At 46.0% G+C, this 22299-nt stretch carries 18 protein-coding genes; 10 read left to right on the top strand and 8 right to left on the bottom strand.

Annotated features, from left to right (window positions below):
* Window positions 1-1155, top strand: a complete 1155-nt coding sequence (gene chrA, locus L0U88_RS03430) for a chromate efflux transporter (protein ID WP_234864207.1) — start codon at window positions 1-3, stop codon at window positions 1153-1155.
* A 43-nt stretch (window positions 1156-1198) separates the two neighbouring features.
* Window positions 1199-1606 carry a hydroxyisourate hydrolase gene (uraH, locus tag L0U88_RS03425; RefSeq protein WP_234864206.1) on the top strand — a complete coding sequence of 136 codons (408 nt, stop codon included), beginning with the start codon at window positions 1199-1201 and terminating at the stop codon, window positions 1604-1606.
* Between the two features lies 1 nt (window position 1607).
* On the opposite strand, the gene L0U88_RS03420 is transcribed toward uraH, so the two are convergent.
* Genes L0U88_RS03420 through L0U88_RS03410 form a run of 3 tightly spaced genes read right to left on the bottom strand, consistent with a single transcriptional unit; the run spans window position 1608 to window position 4670 of the window.
* On the bottom strand, window positions 1608-3125 hold the full coding sequence (locus tag L0U88_RS03420) for a serine hydrolase domain-containing protein (RefSeq protein ID WP_234864205.1): 1518 nt from the start codon (window positions 3123-3125) through the stop codon (window positions 1608-1610).
* 11 nt (window positions 3126-3136) lie between these two features.
* The gene (locus L0U88_RS03415; protein ID WP_234864204.1) at window positions 3137-4126 is read right to left on the bottom strand and encodes a metallophosphoesterase family protein; all 990 of its coding nucleotides are present in this window, start codon (window positions 4124-4126) and stop codon (window positions 3137-3139) included.
* A gap of 22 nt (window positions 4127-4148) precedes the next feature.
* Window positions 4149-4670, bottom strand: coding sequence for a TlpA family protein disulfide reductase (locus L0U88_RS03410; RefSeq protein WP_234864203.1), 522 nt, complete (start codon window positions 4668-4670; stop codon window positions 4149-4151).
* 115 nt (window positions 4671-4785) lie between these two features.
* On the opposite strand from L0U88_RS03410, the gene L0U88_RS03405 reads away from it, so the two are divergent.
* Window positions 4786-7164 (top strand): hypothetical protein, encoded by a 2379-nt coding sequence (locus L0U88_RS03405; RefSeq protein WP_234864202.1) that lies wholly within the window; start codon window positions 4786-4788, stop codon window positions 7162-7164.
* On the opposite strand, the gene L0U88_RS03400 is transcribed toward L0U88_RS03405, so the two are convergent.
* The 3 genes from L0U88_RS03400 to L0U88_RS03390 all read right to left on the bottom strand — a co-directional run bounded on the left by L0U88_RS03400 (window position 7142) and on the right by L0U88_RS03390 (window position 9794).
* Entirely contained in the window at window positions 7142-7990 is an 849-nt protein-coding gene (locus L0U88_RS03400; RefSeq protein ID WP_234864201.1) for an NAD(P)-dependent oxidoreductase, read from the bottom strand. The genes L0U88_RS03405 and L0U88_RS03400 overlap by 23 nt on opposite strands.
* A gap of 18 nt (window positions 7991-8008) precedes the next feature.
* Entirely contained in the window at window positions 8009-8905 is an 897-nt protein-coding gene (locus L0U88_RS03395; RefSeq protein ID WP_234864200.1) for a hypothetical protein, read from the bottom strand.
* Window positions 8906-8966: 61 nt separating this feature from the next.
* A complete protein-coding gene (locus L0U88_RS03390; protein WP_234864199.1) occupies window positions 8967-9794 on the bottom strand; it encodes a helix-turn-helix domain-containing protein in 828 nt (275 codons plus the stop codon).
* Window positions 9795-9854: 60 nt separating this feature from the next.
* Here L0U88_RS03390 and L0U88_RS03385 point away from each other — a divergent pair, with 60 nt between their 5' ends.
* From L0U88_RS03385 to L0U88_RS03375, 3 genes are read left to right on the top strand one after another with little or no spacing between them, the layout of a single operon-like run.
* The gene (locus L0U88_RS03385; RefSeq protein ID WP_234864198.1) at window positions 9855-10841 is read left to right on the top strand and encodes a type I glyceraldehyde-3-phosphate dehydrogenase; all 987 of its coding nucleotides are present in this window, start codon (window positions 9855-9857) and stop codon (window positions 10839-10841) included.
* Window positions 10842-11564, top strand: coding sequence for a DUF92 domain-containing protein (locus L0U88_RS03380; protein WP_234864197.1), 723 nt, complete (start codon window positions 10842-10844; stop codon window positions 11562-11564).
* An 11-nt stretch (window positions 11565-11575) separates the two neighbouring features.
* Window positions 11576-12277 carry a DUF4197 domain-containing protein gene (locus tag L0U88_RS03375; RefSeq protein ID WP_234864196.1) on the top strand — a complete coding sequence of 234 codons (702 nt, stop codon included), beginning with the start codon at window positions 11576-11578 and terminating at the stop codon, window positions 12275-12277.
* 3 nt (window positions 12278-12280) lie between these two features.
* Here the strand turns inward: L0U88_RS03375 and L0U88_RS03370 are convergent, their stop codons facing one another.
* Complete coding sequence (locus tag L0U88_RS03370; protein WP_234864195.1) at window positions 12281-14179, bottom strand: AAA domain-containing protein; 1899 nt, start codon at window positions 14177-14179, stop codon at window positions 12281-12283.
* 94 nt (window positions 14180-14273) lie between these two features.
* Here L0U88_RS03370 and L0U88_RS03365 point away from each other — a divergent pair, with 94 nt between their 5' ends.
* A complete protein-coding gene (locus tag L0U88_RS03365) occupies window positions 14274-19205 on the top strand; it encodes a PKD domain-containing protein (protein ID WP_234864194.1) in 4932 nt (1643 codons plus the stop codon).
* Here the strand turns inward: L0U88_RS03365 and L0U88_RS03360 are convergent.
* A complete protein-coding gene (locus tag L0U88_RS03360) occupies window positions 19167-19880 on the bottom strand; it encodes a lytic transglycosylase domain-containing protein (protein WP_234864193.1) in 714 nt (237 codons plus the stop codon). The two genes, L0U88_RS03365 and L0U88_RS03360, sit on opposite strands and share 39 nt — an antisense overlap.
* Before the next feature lie 339 nt (window positions 19881-20219).
* Between L0U88_RS03360 and L0U88_RS03355 the strand changes: the two genes are divergently transcribed.
* From L0U88_RS03355 to L0U88_RS03345, 3 genes are read left to right on the top strand one after another with little or no spacing between them, the layout of a single operon-like run.
* Window positions 20220-21119 carry an EamA family transporter gene (locus L0U88_RS03355; protein ID WP_234864192.1) on the top strand — a complete coding sequence of 300 codons (900 nt, stop codon included), beginning with the start codon at window positions 20220-20222 and terminating at the stop codon, window positions 21117-21119.
* A gap of 42 nt (window positions 21120-21161) precedes the next feature.
* Window positions 21162-21935: a HipA family kinase gene (locus tag L0U88_RS03350; RefSeq protein ID WP_234864191.1), complete on the top strand. Its 774-nt coding sequence runs from the start codon at window positions 21162-21164 to the stop codon at window positions 21933-21935.
* The gene (locus L0U88_RS03345; RefSeq protein WP_234864190.1) at window positions 21913-22296 is read left to right on the top strand and encodes a DUF3037 domain-containing protein; all 384 of its coding nucleotides are present in this window, start codon (window positions 21913-21915) and stop codon (window positions 22294-22296) included. Before L0U88_RS03350 ends, L0U88_RS03345 begins: the two co-directional genes overlap by 23 nt.
* Window positions 22297-22299: the final 3 nt, after the last annotated feature.

Here is a 22299-nt window from a genome sequence, read left to right as displayed (position 1 = left end):
ATGGAGCAGCCTGCAACCGCCAATCCGGCATTGACCCAACGGCAACGGATAACCGAAGTGGCAAGTGTATTTCTGAAACTCGGAGTAATCGGGTTTGGTGGTCCGGCTGTACATATCGCCATGATGGAAGAAGAAGTAGTGCGCAAGCGCAATTGGATGACCGCGCAACATTTCCTGGATCTGGTAGGTGCTACGAACCTGATACCCGGGCCTAATTCCACAGAAATGACCATGCATTGCGGCTATGAACGGGCAGGTTGGAAAGGTTTGGTAGTTGCGGGTGTTTGCTTTATTGTTCCTGCGGTGTTGATAACCGGTTTGCTTGCCTGGGCCTATCAGCGATACGGGCAATTACCGGAAGTAGCGCCTTTTATTTATGGGATCAAACCCGCCGTATTATCTGTAGTGTTGGCTGTGATGATCAGTCTGAGTAAAAAAGCCGTGAAAAACAGGCAGCTGGCCCTGTTGGGCATGTTGGCGCTAATTGCTGTACTGGCTGGTATGCATGAGATATATGTTTTGTTTGGAGCCGGGGCAATCGGTATACTGCTGCATTATGCACGATCCAATCGCTTATTGAAAGGATTTCTCCCTGCTCCACTATTACAGATTGTTCTGGAGGCGCCGGCTATGGTGAACGGGAAAATCTTCTGGATCTTTTTAAAGATCGGTTCCATTTTATATGGCAGCGGATATGTCCTGTTCGCTTTCCTGGATGCAGAATTGGTCAGCACGGGTTGGTTGTCGAAGCAGGTGTTAGTGGATGCGATTGCAGTGGGACAATTTACCCCAGGACCTGTTTTCTCTGCAGCAACTTTTATTGGCTGGCAATTGGGTGGTTTTGGAGGTGCGGTTGCTGCCACTATCGGCATTTTTCTGCCTTCTTTTTTATTTGTCGCACTCTTACAGCGATTGATTCCCTTTCTGCGAAAATCTCCGGTTATGGCAGCTTTTCTCGATACGGTGAATGTTGTTTCAGTGGCAATCATCCTCGCCGTATTGATTGAAATGGGCCAGCAAACCATTTCCGACTGGAGAATGATTGTAATTGCGGTTTCAGGATTTTTGGTTTCCTTTTTTTATCCCCGTGTTAATAGTGCGTTTATTGTTCTGGGTGGAGCGCTGTTAGGGTATATTTTAACATTTGTGTGGTAAACTCTTTTCATCCCTTCCTGTTTCTCTTCCAAATAACTTCGTCATGAAATCAGTACTACTGGCAGTTTGTTTTGCCTGTTTTTCTATGGTTTGTTTTTCGCAGTCGAATAACTACCAGCTTTCAAGTCATATCCTGGATATTGCTAAGGGTGCACCAGCGGCTGGCGTACCCATTCGGTTAGAAAAAATGGATCCTGCAGGCAAGTCATGGTTGGTAGTCGATCAAAAAATAACAGATAAGAATGGTCGTGTCGGGGATTTTTTGCCGGAAGGAAAGTCCAATACAGGCATCTACAAACTGGTTTTTCTAACCAGCGACTATTTTAAAAAACAGCAGCTGGAAAGCTTTTATCCCTTTGTGGAAATAGTTTTTGAAATCAAAGACAACTCACATTATCACGTACCAATTACCTTATCCGCATTTGGATATTCCACGTACCGCGGGAATTAAGTTATTTTTCACGCGGTTCCAATCGTAACCGGTAAGCCTGAATCTTGGCTGGCTGCTCGGGTGAGAGGGTGAAATATACCTTCAAATCAGCTTTCTCTCCATTAAGCGTAAACGTTCCCCGCAGGTTGTTTTCCACGATAACAGGTGAACTACGGAGAATTCTGCCCGCAGACTGGAAAAGCGTTTTGGCTTCCTTCCGTAAGCTGTCAATTTGGTAATCGAAGAAGAAGTTTTCTGCGAAGATGGACGATTGTTCAGCATTTTTCCAATCCGGCAACAAAGCAGTAAGTTCCTGTTGACGTTGCAGCAGGATCGGAGATGGTGGAATGGTTCGTGGTTGCAGTGCTGCTTTCTTAACCAGCAGGTCGAGCGATTGAATATTCAAGGTTGTGGCTGGCGCATAGGTGTGGTTGATGAAACTTACAATGCCGATTCCATAATCAGGCAGGATGCTCCAGTTGCTGCCAAAGCCTGGTAATCCGCCACTATGCCCCACCGTTATACGGCCCTCGCAATCCTTGCTCCAGCGAAGTCCGTAGCCATAACCGGCTGCAGTTGGACAGATTCTTCCATCCGGGTATTTGTAATTGGGATTCAGTCCTGCAAAATTCCAGGGTTGCTGCATTTCTCGCAAAGAACTTCTTTGAAGCGGACTGTTATCGGATCCATTTCTGGCCGGCCAGGCACTTAGCATGAAGTTCATATACCTTGAAAAATCTTCTGCGGTAGTAAGGATGCCGCCCATGATGCCATATGCACCATCGTGTTCCATCGGTTGTGCTTCCCAGCTGGAATTCAGCCAACGGTATCCAATTGCCAGTGTACTATCGGGTACAGCACTGTATTCCCAATAGGTATGGTGCATGCCGAGTGGTTTCCAGATATGTTCTTCAATGTATTCCTGGTAGGACATGCCCGAAACTTTTTTGATGATCGCACCCAGCATGGCAAATCCCATATTACTGTATTCATAAGCGGTACCCGGACTTGTAGAAAAGGATATCCCTCTTTTGAACATGGCGTGCATGCTGTCTTCTGAGATATCCAGCTGACGGTCGCCCCATGGATTGTCTTCCGGAAATCCTGCTGCATGTGTCAGCAGGTGCCGGATGGTGATCGGAGGTGCATCGGTGGTAGGATACTGTATGTCAGATAGTTCCGGTATATAAAGCTGCGCCGGTTCATCGAGCTGCAGTTTGCCCTGGTCGCGCAATTGAAGAATAGCTACCCCTGCAAAACTTTTTGACATGGAGGCAATACGAAAAACAGAGCCGGGTTTAACCGGAATTCCCATCTCCCGGTTAGCCATACCCGAAGTTTTAAGATGCACCAGTTTGCCATTTGCAACGATGCCATAGATGAATCCTGGCTGGTTGTTTTTGGCGGCAAAATCTGTAAAAAGTTGATCCGTTTCCTGAATTACTTTTTTCCAATCGGAAGAATTGATATCAATGGATTGAGCCTGTACGAACGCTGATAAACATACGCAGATAAACAGGCAACTAATTTTTATAGACATACTTAAATAAATCAGGTGGGGATGAATTCAATTTCCAGGCAGGCACCACGAGCATTGGCTTCACTAACCACCTGCGGGATACCGTTAATAATATCCAGGGATGGACGGTGAATATGCCCGGCTATGACACCCAGCACATTGGGTGCATTGAATACCGTATGATGAAAATCCATCGTTGCTTTTATATGACCTGTTTCGGGCCATCGTTCGCGGCGTTCCAATTCGAAATTTTTATCAGATTTGGCATTCCATTCCGGATGGCCGCAACCAAAACCGACGGACCTGCCCGGTGCATAGAGTGGAATATGAACCATAAGCACAACAGGTTGCCCGTATTGCAACTGCTGTTTGAAAAACTGCAACTGCTCTGTTGTAATCTGGTAATTGGAATTATCGAGGATTACAATTCGTACACCCTGCAATGCCGTTACCTGCATCAAGGGGTTCTTTTGCTGGTAAAGCGGGAGTAAGCGCTTTTGAATCCATTCGCTTCGTAAACTTGATAAACTGCCGGGCATGCCTTCATAATGCCAGTCGTGATTGCCAGCCGTATATACATATGGCAATCCAGCCGTTTTCATCTTATCCAGCACAAAATCGACAGCTGCTTCTGATGGAAAGCTGACAATATCACCGATCAGGGCAACCAGTGCTGCTTTTTTATCGGCCGCGAGGTTGAGCGCGGCAGCCAGGCTTTTTTCAGGGTTGGTGGCTTCCCCGGTAAGGTAATGCTGGGTTTGATTATAGGCTTTGGCCATTCGGCCACTGTAGGATTGGTATGGAATACCGCGCTCATCGTCCCGAAAAAGATGAGTGTCAGCGATCACGACGGTCTGAAATGTCTGTTTGATATCCGGATGATAAAACCGAAGGCGCGTTCCATCCAGCGAAAAACTGCCTTTTCTTTTGGATTGCATGGTTGCAGGCGGTTGTGCCCAGGCAGGTAAGGAGGCTCCAAGGGTAGAAACACCCAGTAATTGGAGCCAGTCTCTTCTTTTCATATATCTGAAAGCTTTCCCTAAGCTACTGAAAAAACTGCTGGTAAGTGGCGGTGCTGTAATCACGTGCACCTTCAATACGGTCAATGAGTTCACCGTTTTCATTGAAGATGAACGTGGTTGGAATACCCGAAACTTCAAAAACGGAGGGCAATGCCTGGTCGGTAAAATACACAGGCGACTGGATATTATTTTTCAATGCATAGTCAACTCCCTTCTGGCGATCCTTGTCCACATTCAACAACACAATAGTGGCTTTCCCAGGATCCATGGTTTTGTACAGCGCATCCAGGGAGGGCATTTCCTCGCGACAGGGTGCACACCAACTAGCCCATAGATTCACCAGGACTTTTTTCCCCTTTAAGGAAGCCAGGTCGAATGGTTCATTTTTAATATTTACCAGTTGCAGTGAGGGCAGGGGAGTACCGGCCAGTTTGTTTTTTTGGTTCTGTTCTTCAAAACTGTTGCTGGTTCTCGGTTTCATGGAATTATCGCAACCGGCCAGCAGGAGCCCGGTAATAAGCAGCGCAAATGATACCTGTTTCATGGCCTGAAAATTACCAAATGATTTCATTTCCTTATCCAATTAAGCTGTTAAAGATGGAATACTCCGAAAAATTCACAGATTGTGTCCAGGTTAGCTCTCAAATAAAACGATTGTTATGAAAAAAGGCGCACTGCTGTTTTGTATTTTATTGCTCCTGACTGGTCCCTTTGTAATGGCACAGGTCAATCTCCAGGCGGGCGAACTGGCACTGAAGCTGGATGAAAAGGGATTTCTGACTGCCATCACGCATTTGCCGAATCAGCAGAATTACCTCGCCACAGATACGATTGCTCCTCTTCTGCAATTGGTTGTTGGGGATAAAAAATACCTGCCAGCCAAAGCGACCTGGAATAAGGCTAGTCAGACCATTCGTGTATCCTATCCGGATATTAAAGGGCAGGCGGATATTAAAGTAAGCATCCGGTCTACCCACCTTGTATTAGAATTGGTACGGGCAGAACCTAAACAATTGCTGGATGCGGTGATCTGGGGTCCTTTTCCAACTACTATTACGAAACTGGTTGGAGAAGTGATTGGGGTAGTGCGCGATGACCAGGTAGCCATTGGCATACAGGTATTGAATCCCAAAACACTTGGAGGAAATTATCCCAATAAAGAAGGTGCTACCTGGGAAAGAGGCATTGCCGCCAGTAAATATACCTGGGGCAGTACCATGCAGGCCTATAGCATCAACCGAGATAAAAACCGAACCGTGGATGCCTGGGGAGGTGTTCAGAAAAACATGCTGGTTCAGGCAGTGAAAGGAGAGTCGGTAAATGGAAGCAAGCTGGCATTTTTCAGTTGCGCGGAGCCGGCAACCCTTGACCGGCTTGGAGCCATTGAACTGGCAGAGGGGTTACCTCATCCTACGATCAATGGAGTTTGGTTCAAGAAGTCGCCCTATTTTGGAAAATCCTACCTGATTTCCTCGTTCGGGGAGAAAGATGTGGATGAGATGATCGCGTATACCAAAAGAGCGGGACTGATCTCGCTCTATCATGAAGGACCGTTCAGTTCCTGGGGTCATTTTGAGCTGGACAATACGATGTTCCCCAATGGAAGAAAAGGATTGAAGGAAAGTGTCGCAAAAGCAAAAGCAGCGGGTTTATTTTTTGGTGTACATACACTTACCAATTTCATTACCACCAGTGATACCTATGTCACCCCGGTGCCAGATGACCGGTTAAGCGTTACCGGTAGTTCTGTTCTGGTTTCGCCTATAGATGCCAGTGAAAAGGAAGTGGTGGTTAGATCTCCTGAATATTTTAGCGCAGAACAAGGGAATGAATTGCATACAGTAAAAATCGGAAAAGAGCTGATCCGCTATCGGGCAGTGACCAAAGAAGCCCCCTACCGTTTGCTGGATTGCCAGCGGGGGGCTTTTGGAACAAAGCCGACAGCACATGCTGCGGGTTCAGTGGTAGGTAAATTATTTGATCATGGGTATAAAGTGTTCTTTCCTGATTTCAATATGCAGCGGGAGGTGGCATCCAATATTGCGCAACTGATGAATGAAACCAGTGTGAATCACCTGGATTTTGACGGACATGAAGGCGCATTGGCATCCGGCCAGGGTGATTATGCGCTGGAAATTTTTGCAAAGGATGTGTACGACCAGGTGAAACATGATTTTATTGCCGGCACCAGTCTCAGCAAAACCTTTTACTGGCATATCGGTTCCTATTATAACTGGGGTGAACCCTGGTATGGTGGATTTAAGGAAAGCATGCAACAGTACCGGATCGATAACCAGGGATTGTTTCATCGTAACCTGATGCCACCGATGCTGGGTTGGTATTTGCTTACGGCCAGTACTACACTGCCGGAAATGGAATGGATGCTGGCCAGGGCCGCTGGATATGGAGCAGGGTTTGCGATGGTGGCAAGACCAGATGCGCTTCGAAAAAATCCTAGATCCGGCCTTTTACTGGATGCTATCCGCGAATGGGAAGCTGCCAGGAATTCAGGTGCATTTAATGCGGATCAGCAAGCGCGTTTGAAAAATACTCAACTGGCATTTCACCTGGATAAAATAGCAGACGGCAAGTGGAAATTATTTCAATATGAACAATCTCCTTTGTTCAAACGGGAGCATTTTATTCGTCAGCCAGGTGAACCAACGCATAGCCTGTTTGAATTCAGCCAGCAATGGAAAGAACAACCACTTCAGTTCCGGATGAATGCCGAAGGCAAGGAAGGCAAAATCAGGAAGATCAGTTTACAGGTGGATGATTATTACGAAATCAGTCTGCCAGTAGAACTGTTAGCAGGAGAGTCCCTGGTTACAGAAGGCAAACGGCAGGTACAGGTTTACGATGCAAAAGGAAATCACCGGCAGACGCGGACACTTGATCGGGACCTGCCGGTAATGGTACCGGGTAAACATAAAATCACGGTGGATTGCCAGTTCGACGGAGATGAAAAACCAATCCTCTATTTCCAGGTTAGCGGTCTGAGCAAAGAGGAAACGGTTACAGGTGCTCCGAGCCGATAATCGTCCAGTCTTTTTCCGCCATCCCTTTTGCAAGCCAGCGATCCATTTCGGTTGCGCATGCGGGTAAGATAGCGAGCTGTTTGCCGGCTGCTTCGGCAACTTCCAGCATCAGACGCGCATCTTTCCGGCTCATTTGCAATTCCCAGGAAGGCTGGTCGTATTTTCCACTAAGCATACGGGCTAGTCGCGCAGGAGCAGTGGCGCCTGCATTCCAGTTCTCAAATAAGTTGGTAATGTCTTCATTAGGCACACCCATTGATTTGGCAACGCCCAACATATCGGCAATGCCGGTGGTCATGGTTATGAGAAATGAGTTGCCCATTAGTTTGATGGCAGCAGCGCGACCCGTATTGGTTCCATACTGTAATACTTTTCCGGTCATTGGACGAATCATCGGAAGTACCTGACCCAGAATGGGTGCTGCTTCGGAAATCAGCATATACCCGGTGCTTTCGAGTGCATTCGCAGGCCCCATGAATACCGGTACATGTACATAGTGGATGCCTTTTTCAGCCCAATTCCTGGTGCGATCGATGGCACCCTGCATGGAGGTGGTGGTATGATCCAGGATGAAACAACCTTTTTCAAGTGCCGGTTCAGCGGCTGCTAATACACTGTCCACAGATGCATCATCAGAAAGCGTGAGGTGGATCCGTTGGATGCCCTTAACGGCTTGCCGTATATCCTGGATGGCTTTTGCTCCGGCAGATTCAAGAGCTACCGCTTTTTCATGCGTACGATTCCAGACCTGTACGGTATTGCCTTGTTTCAGGAGCGCTTTGGTAAAGTTGGAGCCTAGCAATCCCATTCCTATAAATGTGATCATATGATTTCATTTGAACTGCTAAGGTCCGAAATCCGGCCAATTTTCCAGCAGCTTTACCAATGGTGCTAATTGCTGAGTTATCAGGAATGTTTTCCAGTCAGCATCTGAAAGCATTGAAGGCTGGGATTTAAATGCTTTCCAGATTTGTTGACCGAATGCTGGTCCATGGTGGTCATAAAAATAACCAGCAGCTTTATGCCAGTTACATTGGTACCAGCCATAGTTCTGTGGATACTCCTGGCCAATCAGATCATAATTTTTTTCAAGTTCCTCCAGGCCGGTAAACTTGTATTGCTGATAGCCCCCGGCCACCACAAAATTGGGAAAGACCGTCAATGCCGGCAGCAATTGCGGTTTCTTTTCTGCTACAAAACTATGGGTCATGATATTGCAGAATAATTCGCCCATCCATTTGCGTTGCAGGTTGATATTGGCCTGCATGTGAAATGCATGGGCCAGTTCATGAAGAGCCAGTATATCAAAAAATGCGATTGCGCTGATACTACCATTTGGAACACCATATGTGTTTTTTAAAGCTAATTTCCATTGCCCCGGTAGATCGCTGAGGGGCGGGATAAAACTTTTCCAGAAGGGGTTGTCCTGCGCTGCAACAATTAGTGTTCGCTGATCGTCATAATGCGGCATTCCGTACACCAGACGAAACCTGGAATAAGTGCTCCAGTCTGCTTCTGCCAGTACCAACAAATCCACTTTCGGTTGAAAGGAGAGTTGATTGGCATAATAAGTAAAAGCCGTATCCACCAGGTTGGAAATTTCGGTTGCACGTGCCTGATAGCCATTGCTAAAATAAACGGTGAAGTGTTCTTTTTCCATTTTACCGAGTCGTGAATAATCCTGGGCTTGTGCCTGGATCTGGAGTAAAACAGTCAGTAATAACAGTAAACAATATTTCATAACGATTTATTTACTGTAAAAATCCCTTTTGAAATGGGCGGAAACTAGTACAAATCCGACATTATAACCGGAGGTCGCGTTGCATTTTCAAGGGAGCCTGATTGATTTCTTTTTCAATACCCCGGGGCGATTGGTGGGTGAATTCTCGGAAATCCCGGATCAGGTGCGTCTGGTCGAAATACCCAACACTGTGTGCGATGGTTGTCCAGGTAACCTCAGGTTCTTCTTCGTGCATGCGGTAAGCACGGGAAAACCGGATCAGTCGCGCAAAGTATTTGGGAGAAAGACCAATCCGTTCTTTACATACCCGTTCGAATTGACGATTGCTGAGGCAGGCAAGGGAAGCAATCTGATCGATGCTGCAATTGCCGCCGGATCGTAGCAGTGCCTGCATGGCATGGTCAAAAGGAAGTAATACTTTCTGGTGAACCAGTTGATCAAGTAGAAATGATTCCACCAGGTGCACCATTTCGTCGAATCCGTTGCAATGCTGCAACTGATCGACCAGCATCCTAAGGGGCCGGCCAAAAAAATCAGTAGCATCAAAACTTTTATCCACCAGTTCATGCAGGGGCATACCTAACAGGCGATACAATCCAGATGGATGAAAACCTATTCTGATAGCCAGGTGCTCCTGATGAAGTAGGAGATAAACCGGATTTGTCTGCGGACCTACAATAACGGCCCTGGGTTGTGGTAAAAAATCCAGGGATGGATCGAGTTGTGCACTGATGGGATCCCGCAGGTAGAGGAACAAAGAATTTTGCGGTGTGGGTGGGTAAAAACAGGGAGTTGCAGGATCAGGGGTATCAAAAATCGCATGCACCGGCATGATGCAGTGAATACTGTCCTGCAAAAGAGGATGAGGTAGGTAGAACCTGTTTTCCAAGCCGGTTGTTTTCAGTAAAATACGAACTAAATACTGATCTTTGCGCCCAAAATTGCCCTTATGAGAGTTGCGATCAATGGAATGGGCAGGATTGGCCGGTTGTTGTTCCGGCGCCTGCTGAACCAGGAAGGTATTGAGCTGGTAGCGGTAAACGATGTGATGCCGGTTGATAACCTGGTGTACCTTTTAAAATACGATTCTCTTTATGGGCCATTGCATAAGCCAATCAGTCGGGAAGATGGATTGATTGCTGTTGAGGGCAAAAAAGTTCGTGCTTTCCAGGAAGAAGATCCCCTGCGGCTTGACTGGAAGGGGCTGGGCATTGATATGGTTCTGGAATGTTCAGGACGGTTTAGCAGCAGGGCTGGTGCAGAAAAACACCTGAAAGCCGGAGCAAGAAAAGTATTGCTGTCAACCACCGGTTCAGAAGATATTCCCTTACTGATTTTTGGTTTCAATCAGCACCAACTGGATGCCAGTGTTGATATCGTTTCTCCAGGTGGATGTATGACCAATTGCAGTACGCATATCCTGTACCTGATGCAGTCCATTGGAATAGAATCCGCACACTTTAATATTCTGCATTCCTATACTTCCCGACAGGAGCTGGTGGATACCGCGCATCCGCAGTTCAGGCGGGGGCGTGCAGCGGCTGAATCCATCATCCCGGTAGAAATTGACCTGGTAAAATCGCTGGACAGACTGTTTCCTTTGAAAGGTCAACTGGCAGCCATGTCGATCCGTGTGCCGGTTACCAATGGGGCATTGACAGATGTTACACTTCAAATGAAGGAAGAAGTGAGCAGGGAGCAGGTAAATGCCATCTTCAAAAAAGCCGCTGAAAGCAATTATGCATCGGTGTTAGATTACACAGATGATGAACTGGTTTCGGCTGATATTAAGGGTAATACGCATTCACTGATTATTGATGGAAGTCTTACTTCAGTGGTTGGCAGACAGGTAAAACTGATTGCCTGGTTTGATAACGAATATGGTTATACAAGCCGCATGCTCGACTGGCTGCACTACTGGAAAGCAATGCTATAAATGGATTGGATTACTAATCTGCTTGTTTTTTTGCTGTTCCTCCTGTTGTCCGGACTAACAGTTAAAGCCCGGTTGCTGAATAAACCGGCAGCCGCTTCTGGTGCTTTACTTGCCTGGCTGATCTGGCTGGGAACAGGAGTGACTGGTGTACTATCATTGGCGCTGTTTTTTATATGCGGGGCAGGAGCAACACGCTGGAAAAAGAAAGTTAAACGGCAATGGGTATCCGAAAATCAGAAGAATAAAACCGATCGAAAAGCCAGCCAGGTTTGGGCCAACGGAGGTATGGCAGGTCTTGGTGCGGTACTAGCAATCTTGTTTCCGGAATGGAAGGAGGAAGGATTGTTAATAGTAGTTGCGGTACTCGCTGCTGCCTGTTCTGATACGCTTTCCTCAGAACTTGGAACCCTGTATGGAAGTCGTTTTTTCAATTGCCTGACAGGGAAGCCCGATCAACGGGGAGCTGATGGAGTGGTGAGTTTGGAAGGCTTTGTGTTTGGTATTATTGGAAGTGTGCTGATTGCACTTGTTTATGGTTTTATGTATTCATTTGGCTGGCAGTTTGCCGGGATTGTACTGGCCGGATTATTGGGTAATCTTTCAGACTCTTTCTTCGGTGCAGCCTTACAGCGCAAAGGGGTGTTAAACAACGACTGGGTGAATGTGCTGAATACCATTATCGCGGCGATTTCCATGATTCTTCTTAGTATTGCTTTCAGTTAAAATCCAAAAAAATGAAAAAGATCACACTGGTAGCTTTAATGGTTTTGGTACTGGGGGCTGGATGCGAAAGCACCCAACAGATATTAGGTGGATTACCAACAGGAACCGAAACCAATACGGCACAGATTGCTGCAGGATTAAAAGAAGCATTAAGCGTTGGAGCAGCCAATAGTACCAGTCGCCTTAGTGCAGTTAATGGATTTTTCTCCAATGCTGCATTGAAAATTCTGATGCCGCCCGAAGCGCATAAAGTTGAATCTACCTTGCGGAATATCGGTCTGGGTTCTGTTGTCGATAAAGCCATCCAGTCGATGAACAGGGGGGCGGAGGAAGCATCCAAATCAGCTCTTCCCATTTTTAAAAATGCCATCCAGCAAATGACCATTACTGATGCTGTCGGCATTTTAAAAGGAGGGGATTTTGCAGCAACGAATTATTTCAAAGAGAAAACGAATCTTGCCTTAACGGATGCCTTTCGCCCCGTTATTGAATCCTCTTTAAAGCAAGTAGATGCCACCAAGTACTGGAACGATGTGTTTTCAGCTTACAATAAAGTTTCCCGTACGCCCGTCAATACTGACTTAACGGCTTATGTAACCGAAAAAGCGATTGCAGGTATTTTTCATGAGCTTGCGTTGGAGGAACAGAAGATCCGGAAGGATCCTGCCGCACGCGTTACTGAATTATTAAAAAAGGTATTCGCACAGCAATAAGGGTTACATATATTCCCAGGCACTTTGGTAGGCTTTGCGTTGTTCCGCCAGTTCAATAAGTTCGCTGTAAAAGGCATGTTGGGCTAGGGTGCTGCTGTCGCCAATGATGACCAGTTTTTTCTTTGCTCTTGTCATAGCCACATTCATGCGTCGTATTTCTGATAGAAATCCAATCCGGCTGTCTGGGTTGGAGCGGGTCATGCTAATGAGGATAATATCGCGTTCCTGCCCCTGGAAACTATCCACGGTATTGATGGATAGTTGCTGAATAAAAGGAACTGAACCTGCATTTTCAACTGCCTTCCGGATGGCTTCCAATTGTTCTTTGTAAGGCGCAATGATCCCGATACTGAGGTCTTTCGCAGGTATGCCGGCTTCCGTTACTTCCTTCCAGTACCGGATGAAATAGTTTACCAGGAAGGCGGCCTCTTCCGGGTTGCTGGTACTGGTGCCTACCTGTTTCTCTTCAAAACCGCAACCGGCTGTATCAATGAATAGAAACGGAGCATCGCCGGGAAAAATAGTATGGTCTGCCACGAATGCATCCGCCAACAGTTTACCTTCATAAAATTTCCGGTTTGAGAATTCCATGATACCGGCATTCATCCGGTATTGAGTTGTTAACATGGTAACTGTTTCGGGCCAGCGCTGTACCAGTTTTTCAAACAGTGATGTGGAGAGTCCGGCTTCAGCCGCTGCCTGGCTTTTTACGGTTGGTGCCAGTTGCTGATGATCTCCTGCCAGAACCAGTTTCCTGGTTTTCAGGATTGGAATCCAGGCTGCGGGTTCCAGTGCCTGAGTGGCTTCATCCATGATTACTACAGCATACCGAAGGTCGGTGATGGTGTAATGAGCGGCACCAACCAGCGTGGCTGTTATCACCTGGGATTTTTCAATAATATCGCGGGTCATGTATTCCATGGTGTTATCCACTTCCTTCATGATGGCCCGGACTTCTTTAAATAATGCTTTTCGTTGTTCCCATTCTGCTTTGCCGAAACTCCGTTTATACTTGTGCGCCATGGTTCGGTATTCATCCGCCTGTTTTTTCATTCGCCTGATTTCTTTCATGCGGGGATGTGTTGCCAGTTTTACATCCAGTGTCAGTGCCTGCAATTTCTCTGATACTCTAACGGGGTTGCCTATTCGAAGAACAGAGCATCCGGCATCTGCAGCTTTCTCGCTTAACAGATCAACCGCAGCATTGCTGGGCGCAACCACCAGCAGTGGGCCCTTTTCAGTTAGGCAGAGTATTTTAATGGCTTCAATCAGGGTAGTGGTTTTGCCAGTGCCAGGCGGACCATGAACAATGGCCAGGTCCTGGGCATCTATAATCTTCCGTACAGCCGCCTGCTGGCTTTCATTCAGAGCGGCACTGGTGAAACTGGATTCTTCTCTCCTCCAGGTGGGAGTTTCTTCTCCTGTCAGAATCCGGATTAGTCTGCCTTCTTCCCTTTTGTCTTTTAAGGAGTCTGCCAGCTGAAGGGCTTTTCGCATTTCCTCGTAGCTGTTGTCGTCAAATGCCAGGTCAATTCCCAGTTTGCCATCATCGGCCCAATCGGGGAGTTCTTCGGTGCGAAAATTGATTTTCAGTGTATTACCTGAAACATGCGTGATAATGCCTTCCAGGCGGTTGGTATCCGGCTGGTGTTGAGAGAAGAGGGTGGCAGCGCCCCCAAACCGGAATAAATGGGGAATTTCGGTATGTGTGGTGCGTTCAAACTGCACGGTAAGGTAATCTCCTTTACCCAATTCGGTATCTCTGATGGCCACAGGATACCAGCTGTATCCGTTTGCTCTTCGATCCTGAACAGAACTGAGGCGAACCTGTTCATCAAAGTTTAGTTTGTCTTCCTGCCATTCCTGTTTTAGTGCCAGGGCCAGTTGCCTGAAATAATCCATTGGGCAAAATAATGAAAAAATAACCTGTATAAGCGCTTGTCTTTCTTGCTCTATCAGGTTATATTGCAGTAAACCTGCCCCAGAACTAACTTGCATGGATTCCCTGCGACCTAAACTTCCTATTGTTATAGGATTGGCATTTTTGCTGATTCTTTTCAAGCTTCCGGCATACAGTCAGTTGAAGGCGGATTTTACTATTGATAAGCCTGGTGGATGTGCACCACATGCCGTGGGTTTTACCAATACCTCCACCGGAACTACTGCATCCACCACCTATTCCTGGACCTTTGGAAACGGGAACAGTTCCACACTGAAAAATCCAGGTGCCACGTACAATGAAGAAAAAATTTATACGGTAACACTGACCGCCCGTGACGGAAACCAGACTTCCACCAAAACATTGGAAGTGACCGTATACAAAAAGCCCGAAGTTAATTTTGAAGCAAATGTTCTAAAAGGTTGTGCTCCGTTCCCTGTTGAGCTAACCAGTAATTCCACAGCCGGAGATGGTACGATTACCAGTTATTTCTGGGATTTTGGAGATGGTGGTTTGCAGCAGGGTGCAAATCTTCAAAAAGTTGCCCATACTTACCAGTTGGCACAGAAAGCTTCTGTTAGTCTTACTGTAACGAATAGTTTTGGTTGTTTTCGTACGCTTGAAAAAACGGCCCTTGTTGAAATTCTGGAACCCATTTCTGCCGCATTTAATGTGCCTGAAGCATCTGTTTGTAAAGAGTCGGATCCGGTTTCATTCATCAATACAAGCAACGGTCCGGGTACGCTTACCTATAGCTGGGATTTTGGAGATGGTGCTGGTTCTGCCACAGGATCTCCTACCCATACCTACGGTAAAAAGGGACAATTTAAAGCACAGTTGACGGTAAAAAATGAGCTGGGATGTTCAGCTACCAGTGCTCCCGTTACGATCCGGGTTGCAGACTTCACAGCCGATTTTAAACTTCCGGATCTGATATGTAACAGTAGCGTGATTGAATTACAGAATACGAGCAGTCCAACCCCTGATTATGTAAGCTGGTCAGCAGATGATGGAAGCGCTGCCTATTCAACAGGAAATTCACCTGTACAGTTTGTATTCAATCAGTCCGGTATACGGAAGCTGTCCATGACAGCCAATTTTGGAGCCTGTTCCCAAACAGTTACCAAAGAGGTGGAAGTGAAAACCGGTCCCGATTTACAAGGTTTTGTGGTGGATTTTGGTTCCGCCTGCGGAGCGCCGGCAACAGTCCGTTTCAGAGACACTACTGCCACTGCTGTTAAATGGAGATGGACAGTGGATAATGGAAGTTCATTTTCAACTACAAAAGAAAGTTCTTATACTTTTTCAAGCAACCGCTCCTACCTGATCGGCTTGCAGGTTGAAAATGCCTTAGGGTGTGTATCATCGGTTCAGCGGTATATTGATGTTTACAAACCAAGTGTTTCCATAAATCTTTTATCTGGCGCATTATCAGGATGTATCAATCTGACAAATAAATTCGGTACCAATTCATCTGAGGAAATCGATACATATGCCTGGGATTTCGGCGATGGTGGCAGTTCCTCCGATTCGGAACCAACACATACTTTTACCAAAGAAGGAGTTTTTAATGTAAAGCTGAATTATACTACTAAATCAGGTTGTAAAGGAACTGAAACCATTCAAATTCTGATCAACCGGCAACCAGCAGCTGATTTCACTACTGATACGTTAATCATCTGCGGAAATTCGCCGGTATTGTTTGAAAATTTGACTACGGGTACAGTTACCCGTTATATATGGGATTTTGGTGGAGACTATGGACCTACTTCTTTTACTGGGATCAATGCTATTCACCAGTTTCAAACGGAAGGTGTTTATTCCATTCAGTTAATTGCTGTCAATGGAAACTGCGCAGACACCATTCGGAAAGAAAATTATATAGAAATTAAAAAGGGTTTCCCCGATATCAGCTTTTTTACCAATAGCTGCGAGAATACCCGAGGAGAAGTGACCCTTTACCAGAATAGCCGGGATGCAGAAACTTATACCTGGGATTTTGGAGATGGTTCTGTGCCGGTTCAATGGACAAGTGGCCAGGAGTCTATCCGTCATACCTACACGAAAACAGGTGCTTATAAAGTCAGGCTCACCATCACCAATGGCAGTTGTACGGTGAGTGATTCCGTGGAAACAGCAGTATTACTCAAACAGCAGCCGGTTTTGAGTTCAGTTACCAAAGAACTTTGTTCCAACGACGCAATTGATATTAAAATAGACGGATTGGAAGGTAACCCCCGGCCATCTGCCTGGAGTAATAGTTCGCACTACCTGATTGTGGAAGGACAATACCAGGATGGCAGCCGCCTGGAGGGATTTAGTGAGCAACTGGTTCCTAACTGGACTACTGTTTACAGCGCCAGGTACCGCAACCTTGATCCAGCTAAAAAGGGTATCAAAATGATCCTTCAGTCGCATTTCTTCGGATGTTATGATACCACCAATTTATTGCCGCTGGTGATAAAAGGTCCCATTGCCGACTTTGAAATGGCGAAGGATTTTTATTGTTTAAAAGATTCGGTTCTGTTGATAGATCGATCTGTTGGGCAAAACAATGTTCCCATTGTGAAATGGGAATGGACGTTAGGTGATGGTCAGTCAATTACCCGTAACAATGCGGATCCGGTTAAACATCTCTATGAAAATCCCCAACCTTATTATGCACGCCTGAAAGTTACGGATGCAGAGGGTTGCTTTCATGTTACGGGTGAGTATGCTAAACAGGTGCTGGTTTATGGCCCGAAAGCAAGTTTTGATTTCAGTCCGCAGCGGGTGATTCCTCAAAACACCGTAAGCTTTTTCAGTACCTCCAATGTGTATCCATACAATCCGGTGGATTATCGGTGGCGCTTCCAGGATGGTTCTAACAACCAGGGGGCATTTGTCAGCAAATATTACCCCCGTGTTACGAATGATACTGTACGTATGATCGCACGCGACCTGGTTACCGGTTGCCGTGATACAGCCTACAAAGTAGTTGTCGTAAAAGACGTTTCCGCCGGATTTACCTATACTACCTCCTATATTAATAACAATAGTTGTCCGCCTGTAGTAGCAAGTTTTATCAATACCTCCGACAACTACCAATATATACGCTGGGATTTCGGGAATGGCAGAAGTGCCGGTAATCAGAACAATGTATCCAGTACCTATGAGTTGCCGGGCGTTTATACGGTAACCTTGTATGCATACGGATTTAATAATTCAGTAGACTCACTAAAAGTGCCTATTGAGATCAAGGGACCTTATGCGATTTTATCTGCCGATACCATTTTTGGATGCCAGGATCTTTCTGTTCAACTGAGTGCTGTTGTAAGAAATGCCAGTTCATTCACTTGGGATTTTGGTGATGGTACACTTCTGCAAACGACCGATACATTTGCCGTGCATAGGTATTTAAGTCCGGGTATTTATCAGCCTGCTCTCATTATGAAAGATTCATCCGGTTGTGCCGGAACATCCCGGATTGATGATAAAATAATTATTGATCAGCTTAAAACAACCGCAAAAGCGGAGCCAGCCCTGGTATGTGATTCCGGATTTGTTCAGTTGGATCCGACAACCATCAGCCTCGCAGCAACAGAACTTGGATTACCATTAACCTACCGCTGGCAATCTGGAAATGGTCAGAGCAGCGATGAAGAAAAACCATCTTTTTATTTTAATCGGCCTGGAGTGTATATCGCAACAATTGAAATTGTTTCACCCTTTGGCTGTACAGCCAACTCTGAAGTGGATATAAACGTCAACAGGGTGACACAGGCAGCTATTGCAGGTCCGCAGGCAGTGTGCGAAAATGCGGAAGTTGCATTCGCCGGCAGTGCCGACAGGGAAGGGGATCTGGAATGGTCATGGACGCTTGGAAATGGAGCTGTGGCATCGCAGCCGGCACCCGGAATCATTCGGTATGAAAGGGCGGGCATTTATCCGGTTCAATTGATTGTTGCGCATAATGGTTGCCGTGATACTGTCAACTGGAATTTAACAGTGCATCCGAATCCGGTACCCGCGCTAACTCCAAAAGATCCTGTTTTGTGTTTGGGTAATAGTGTGCAGTTGTCTGTACGGGATGGGGTTCAGTACCAATGGAAGCCTGCTGAAGGGATAGCCAACCTCAACATTCCGAATCCATTTATTTCGCCTACAGTTAGCACCAGCTATCAGGTAACTGTAATCAATCAGTTTGGATGTGTTAGTATGGATTCAACCACTGTTACGGTAGCCCAGCCGATACAGTTGCAGGTTGCAGCCGATACAGCTGTTTGTCGGGGATTTTCTGTTAACCTTCCGGTAAGTGGTGCTTCCAGCTATCAATGGATTAGTGGTGAAGGATTGAGTTCATCAACCAGTCCGAATCCAATTGCAAGTCCGGTTACTGATACCCGTTATAGAGTAGTAGGTTATGATGCTTACAATTGCTTCACAGATACTGCTGAGGTATTGGTTATGGTGAGGGAACTGCCAACTGTAGATGCTGGTAATGATATTCGCCTTGCAACCGGGGACCAGGTACAATTAAAACCAACCTATAGTGCTGATGTGGTTAGTTATAGCTGGTCGCCCCGCTGGTTTGTAAGTTGTGCTACCTGCCCGGAACCACTTGCATTTCCGAGAGACAATGCACCCATCACTATTACGGTACAGAACCAATATGGTTGTGTTGCTACTGATGCGGTCGGGTTCCAGCTGGAATGTGCTGAGAACGTTTCCATACCGAATGCCTTCACTCCCAATAAAGATGGTAAAAATGACCGGTTTAACCTAATGGGTAAGGGGATCAGGGAGGTTAAAAGCCTGCGGATTTACAGCCGTTTGGGGGATGTGATCTTTGAGCGGAAAAACTTCCAGATTGGTGAACGCCAGGCAGGATGGGATGGCACTATTTCCGGCAATCCCGCTGCAGCAGGCACCTATGTTTATTTTGCTGAATTCATTTGCGATACCGGTGAATTATTTACTCGCAAGGGTACCGTCATAGTAGTCCGTTAAGTTTGATTTGCCTTCAAAAAACACCTGTGTAGCCATCAGTTTTTTGACATGATGCCTTGTCTCTTTTGGGAGGTATTGTTGAAGATCCCAATAGTTATTGGAGCCGGCTTTTTTAATGGCTTTAAAAACGGGACCGGGGCCACAATTATACGCGGCAATCGCGAGTGACCAGTCGTTAAAAGTTCTGTATAAATCGCGCAGATAAAGAGCGGCTGCTTTTGTACTTTTCTGCAGGTGTAAACGTTCGTCAACGGTAGAATCAACACGAAGACCAAGATCCATTGCAGTTGATGGCATCAGTTGCCAAACACCAAGCGCACCAACTCTTGATGTAGCGGAACTTTTCATTTCCGATTCAACAATGGCGAGGTATTTTAATTCTCCGGGTAGTTTATAAGACGTAAAAATCTTATCAATTAATTTGAGCTTGGCTTTTTCTGTTTTTTGAATTTTAGTGAAAAGCTCCGACTGCATTTTATTGTAATTGCTAATGTACAGTTGCAGTCCATAATGATGAGAATAGGTTTCGGGTTCAAATACATTGAAGGCGCTTAGGCTACGTGTAGCTGCTTCAATCTGTACATTTCGCTCACGCATGGAATTGCGAGCGGATGCACTGATGAACACGAACAAAAAAAGAACCAAAATGAGTTTCAGCGATTGAGATCTTAACATACGGGTACATTAAAGATGAACAATGCCGACCCAGGCTTATGGATAATAATAATCAGAACTGGAAAATCACAGGAAGATTGGATGAGTTAATCAGGAAACCGGGGGGCGGACGAGTTTGGGTTTTTCAATTGTCCGGTAGCCTGACCAAATAAGATGGTGCAAAAATAGTGCAGCGGCGCCGCCAATGCAAGGTTTATGTACTTAGGGAAACTACGAAGCGTATCAAAAGACTCCTGTATAACTTATGTATTTTCATTGTAATCAATCAATTAGGACTGTGTATAGCTGTGGATAAGTTAATTGTTAAAATGTAGTATCATTACGCCTTAATTTATTCCATTGCCTGTAAAAGTCATTTTAGCATTTGCGGCTGTTTACCTTATTTGGGGTTCTACCTACCTCGCTGCACAGTTTGGGTTGGCTACTATTCCTCCATACCTGATGGGTGCGATGCGTTTTGCAATAGCGGGACTAATACTGCTTGCCTGGTCTTTTTTTAATAAAAAACCAATGCCCGGGAAAAGAGCGATAATCATAAACAGTGTGGGAGGTATACTGATGCTGGTTGGTGGCAGTGGTTCGGTATTATGGTCGCAGCAATACCTGGGTTCAGGATTAGCTGCCATCCTTGTTGCCTCTCTGCCCATCTGGTTTGTCTTGCTGGATCGAAAACAATGGTCTTACTATTTCGGTGACAAGCGGGTGATCATGGGTGTTATACTCGGTTTTTTTGGCATTCTCTTACTATTCGGGGCAGGAGTAAGAAATGGCTTGCAGGCAGAAAAAGGTTGGATGCAGGTAATTGGTATCGGGGTTATTTTACTCGGTTGTATAGCATGGACGATCGGATCCTTGTATGTGAAATATAAAGCTGTTCAAGTGGATGTGGCCACCAGTGCCGGAATTCAATTATTCTCAGCCGGTTTGTTTTCACTAATTCCCAGTTTTATTACCGGTGAGTGGAATGGGTTCGAATGGAGCCAGGTAAGTACCGGCGGATGGTTGTCCTTATTATATTTAACCATTCCAGGTTCAGTGATCGCTTTCATGAGTTATATCTATTTACTCGCTGTGCGTCCAGCTGCACAGGCAGGCACCTACGCCTATGTAAATCCGGTTATCGCAGTTTTGCTGGGAGTGCTTTTTGCGCATGAAACAGTAAGTGGCTGGCAAGTGCTTGGCCTGATCACCATCCTGCTAAGTGTACTCATGATTAACTGGTCCAATTATAAAAAATAGCAGGTATTTTTGAACAGTATGACAGGCAGCAATCCATATGAAATGCGAACAATAGCGGTTACCCGTTACGTTACGCCCTTGCGTGAAGGAGGATCACTGCCTGCAATTGCTGAGGGTGATGATGGTTTTTTGTATGTGTTGAAATTCAGGGGAGCCGGACAGGGAACAAAAGCATTGATTGCAGAATTAATAGGAGGAATGATTGCCAAACTATTGGGACTGAAAGTGCCGGAGCTGGTATATGCAACCATAGATGAAGCATTTGGCAGAACAGAACCCGATGAAGAGATCCAGGATCTGCTGAAAGCCAGCGTTGGATTAAATATTGGCGTTCATTACTTATCCGGTTCTATCACCTATGATCCGAATGTAATCCAACCAGATCCTCAAACTGCTTCCAGAATTGTGTGGATGGATGCCTTCCTGACCAATGTGGATCGAACTTGTCGGAATACCAATATGCTGATGTGGTACAAGGAGTTGTGGGTGATTGATCATGGAGCCTGTTTGTATTTCCACCACAGTTGGGACGATTGGGAAGCACAGAGCTTGAAACCATTTGCTGCGATCAAAGATCATGTGCTCCTGCCCTTTGCAAAGGAACTGAATGCGGCGGACCAATGGGCAAGGGAAAAAATTGATAAATCCGTGCTTGATGCTATCGTTGAGCTTATCCCGGATGACTGGTTATCTGCTGAAAGCAAGCTGAGCTTTGATGAACAGCGGACTGTTTATAAAACCTTTTTGTGGAATCGGTTTACTCATTCTTCCATCTTTTTAAACCAGGCGATCGATGCAAGGAAAGCGCTTATTTGAATACGCCGTTTTGCGGGTGGTGCCCAGGGTGGAGCGGGAGGAATTCTGCAATATTGGAGTCGTGCTGTACAGCAAGGAAGCCCGTTTTCTTCAGTGTAAATTTCACCTGGATGAGTTACGCTTAAAAGCACTGTTTGCAGCGCTTGATATTGAAGAACTAAAACAGTATCTGGAATCCTTTGAACGGATTTGCAATGGTAGTAAACAAGGCGGACAAATTGCACAACTGGATCAACCCAGCCGCTTTCGCTGGCTGACAGCTACCAGGAGTACGATCCTGCAAAGCTCAAAAGTGCATCCGGGATTTTGTGAAGACCCCAGTATGGCGCTGCAAAAACTTTTTGAAGAGCTGGTGCTCTGAATT

It is taken from the genome of Flavihumibacter fluminis (assembly GCF_021491375.1).
Classification (GTDB): domain Bacteria; phylum Bacteroidota; class Bacteroidia; order Chitinophagales; family Chitinophagaceae; genus Flavihumibacter; species Flavihumibacter fluminis.
The sequence above is the reverse complement of the archived record's forward strand: the minus strand, read 5'-3'. Positions and strand labels throughout refer to the sequence as shown.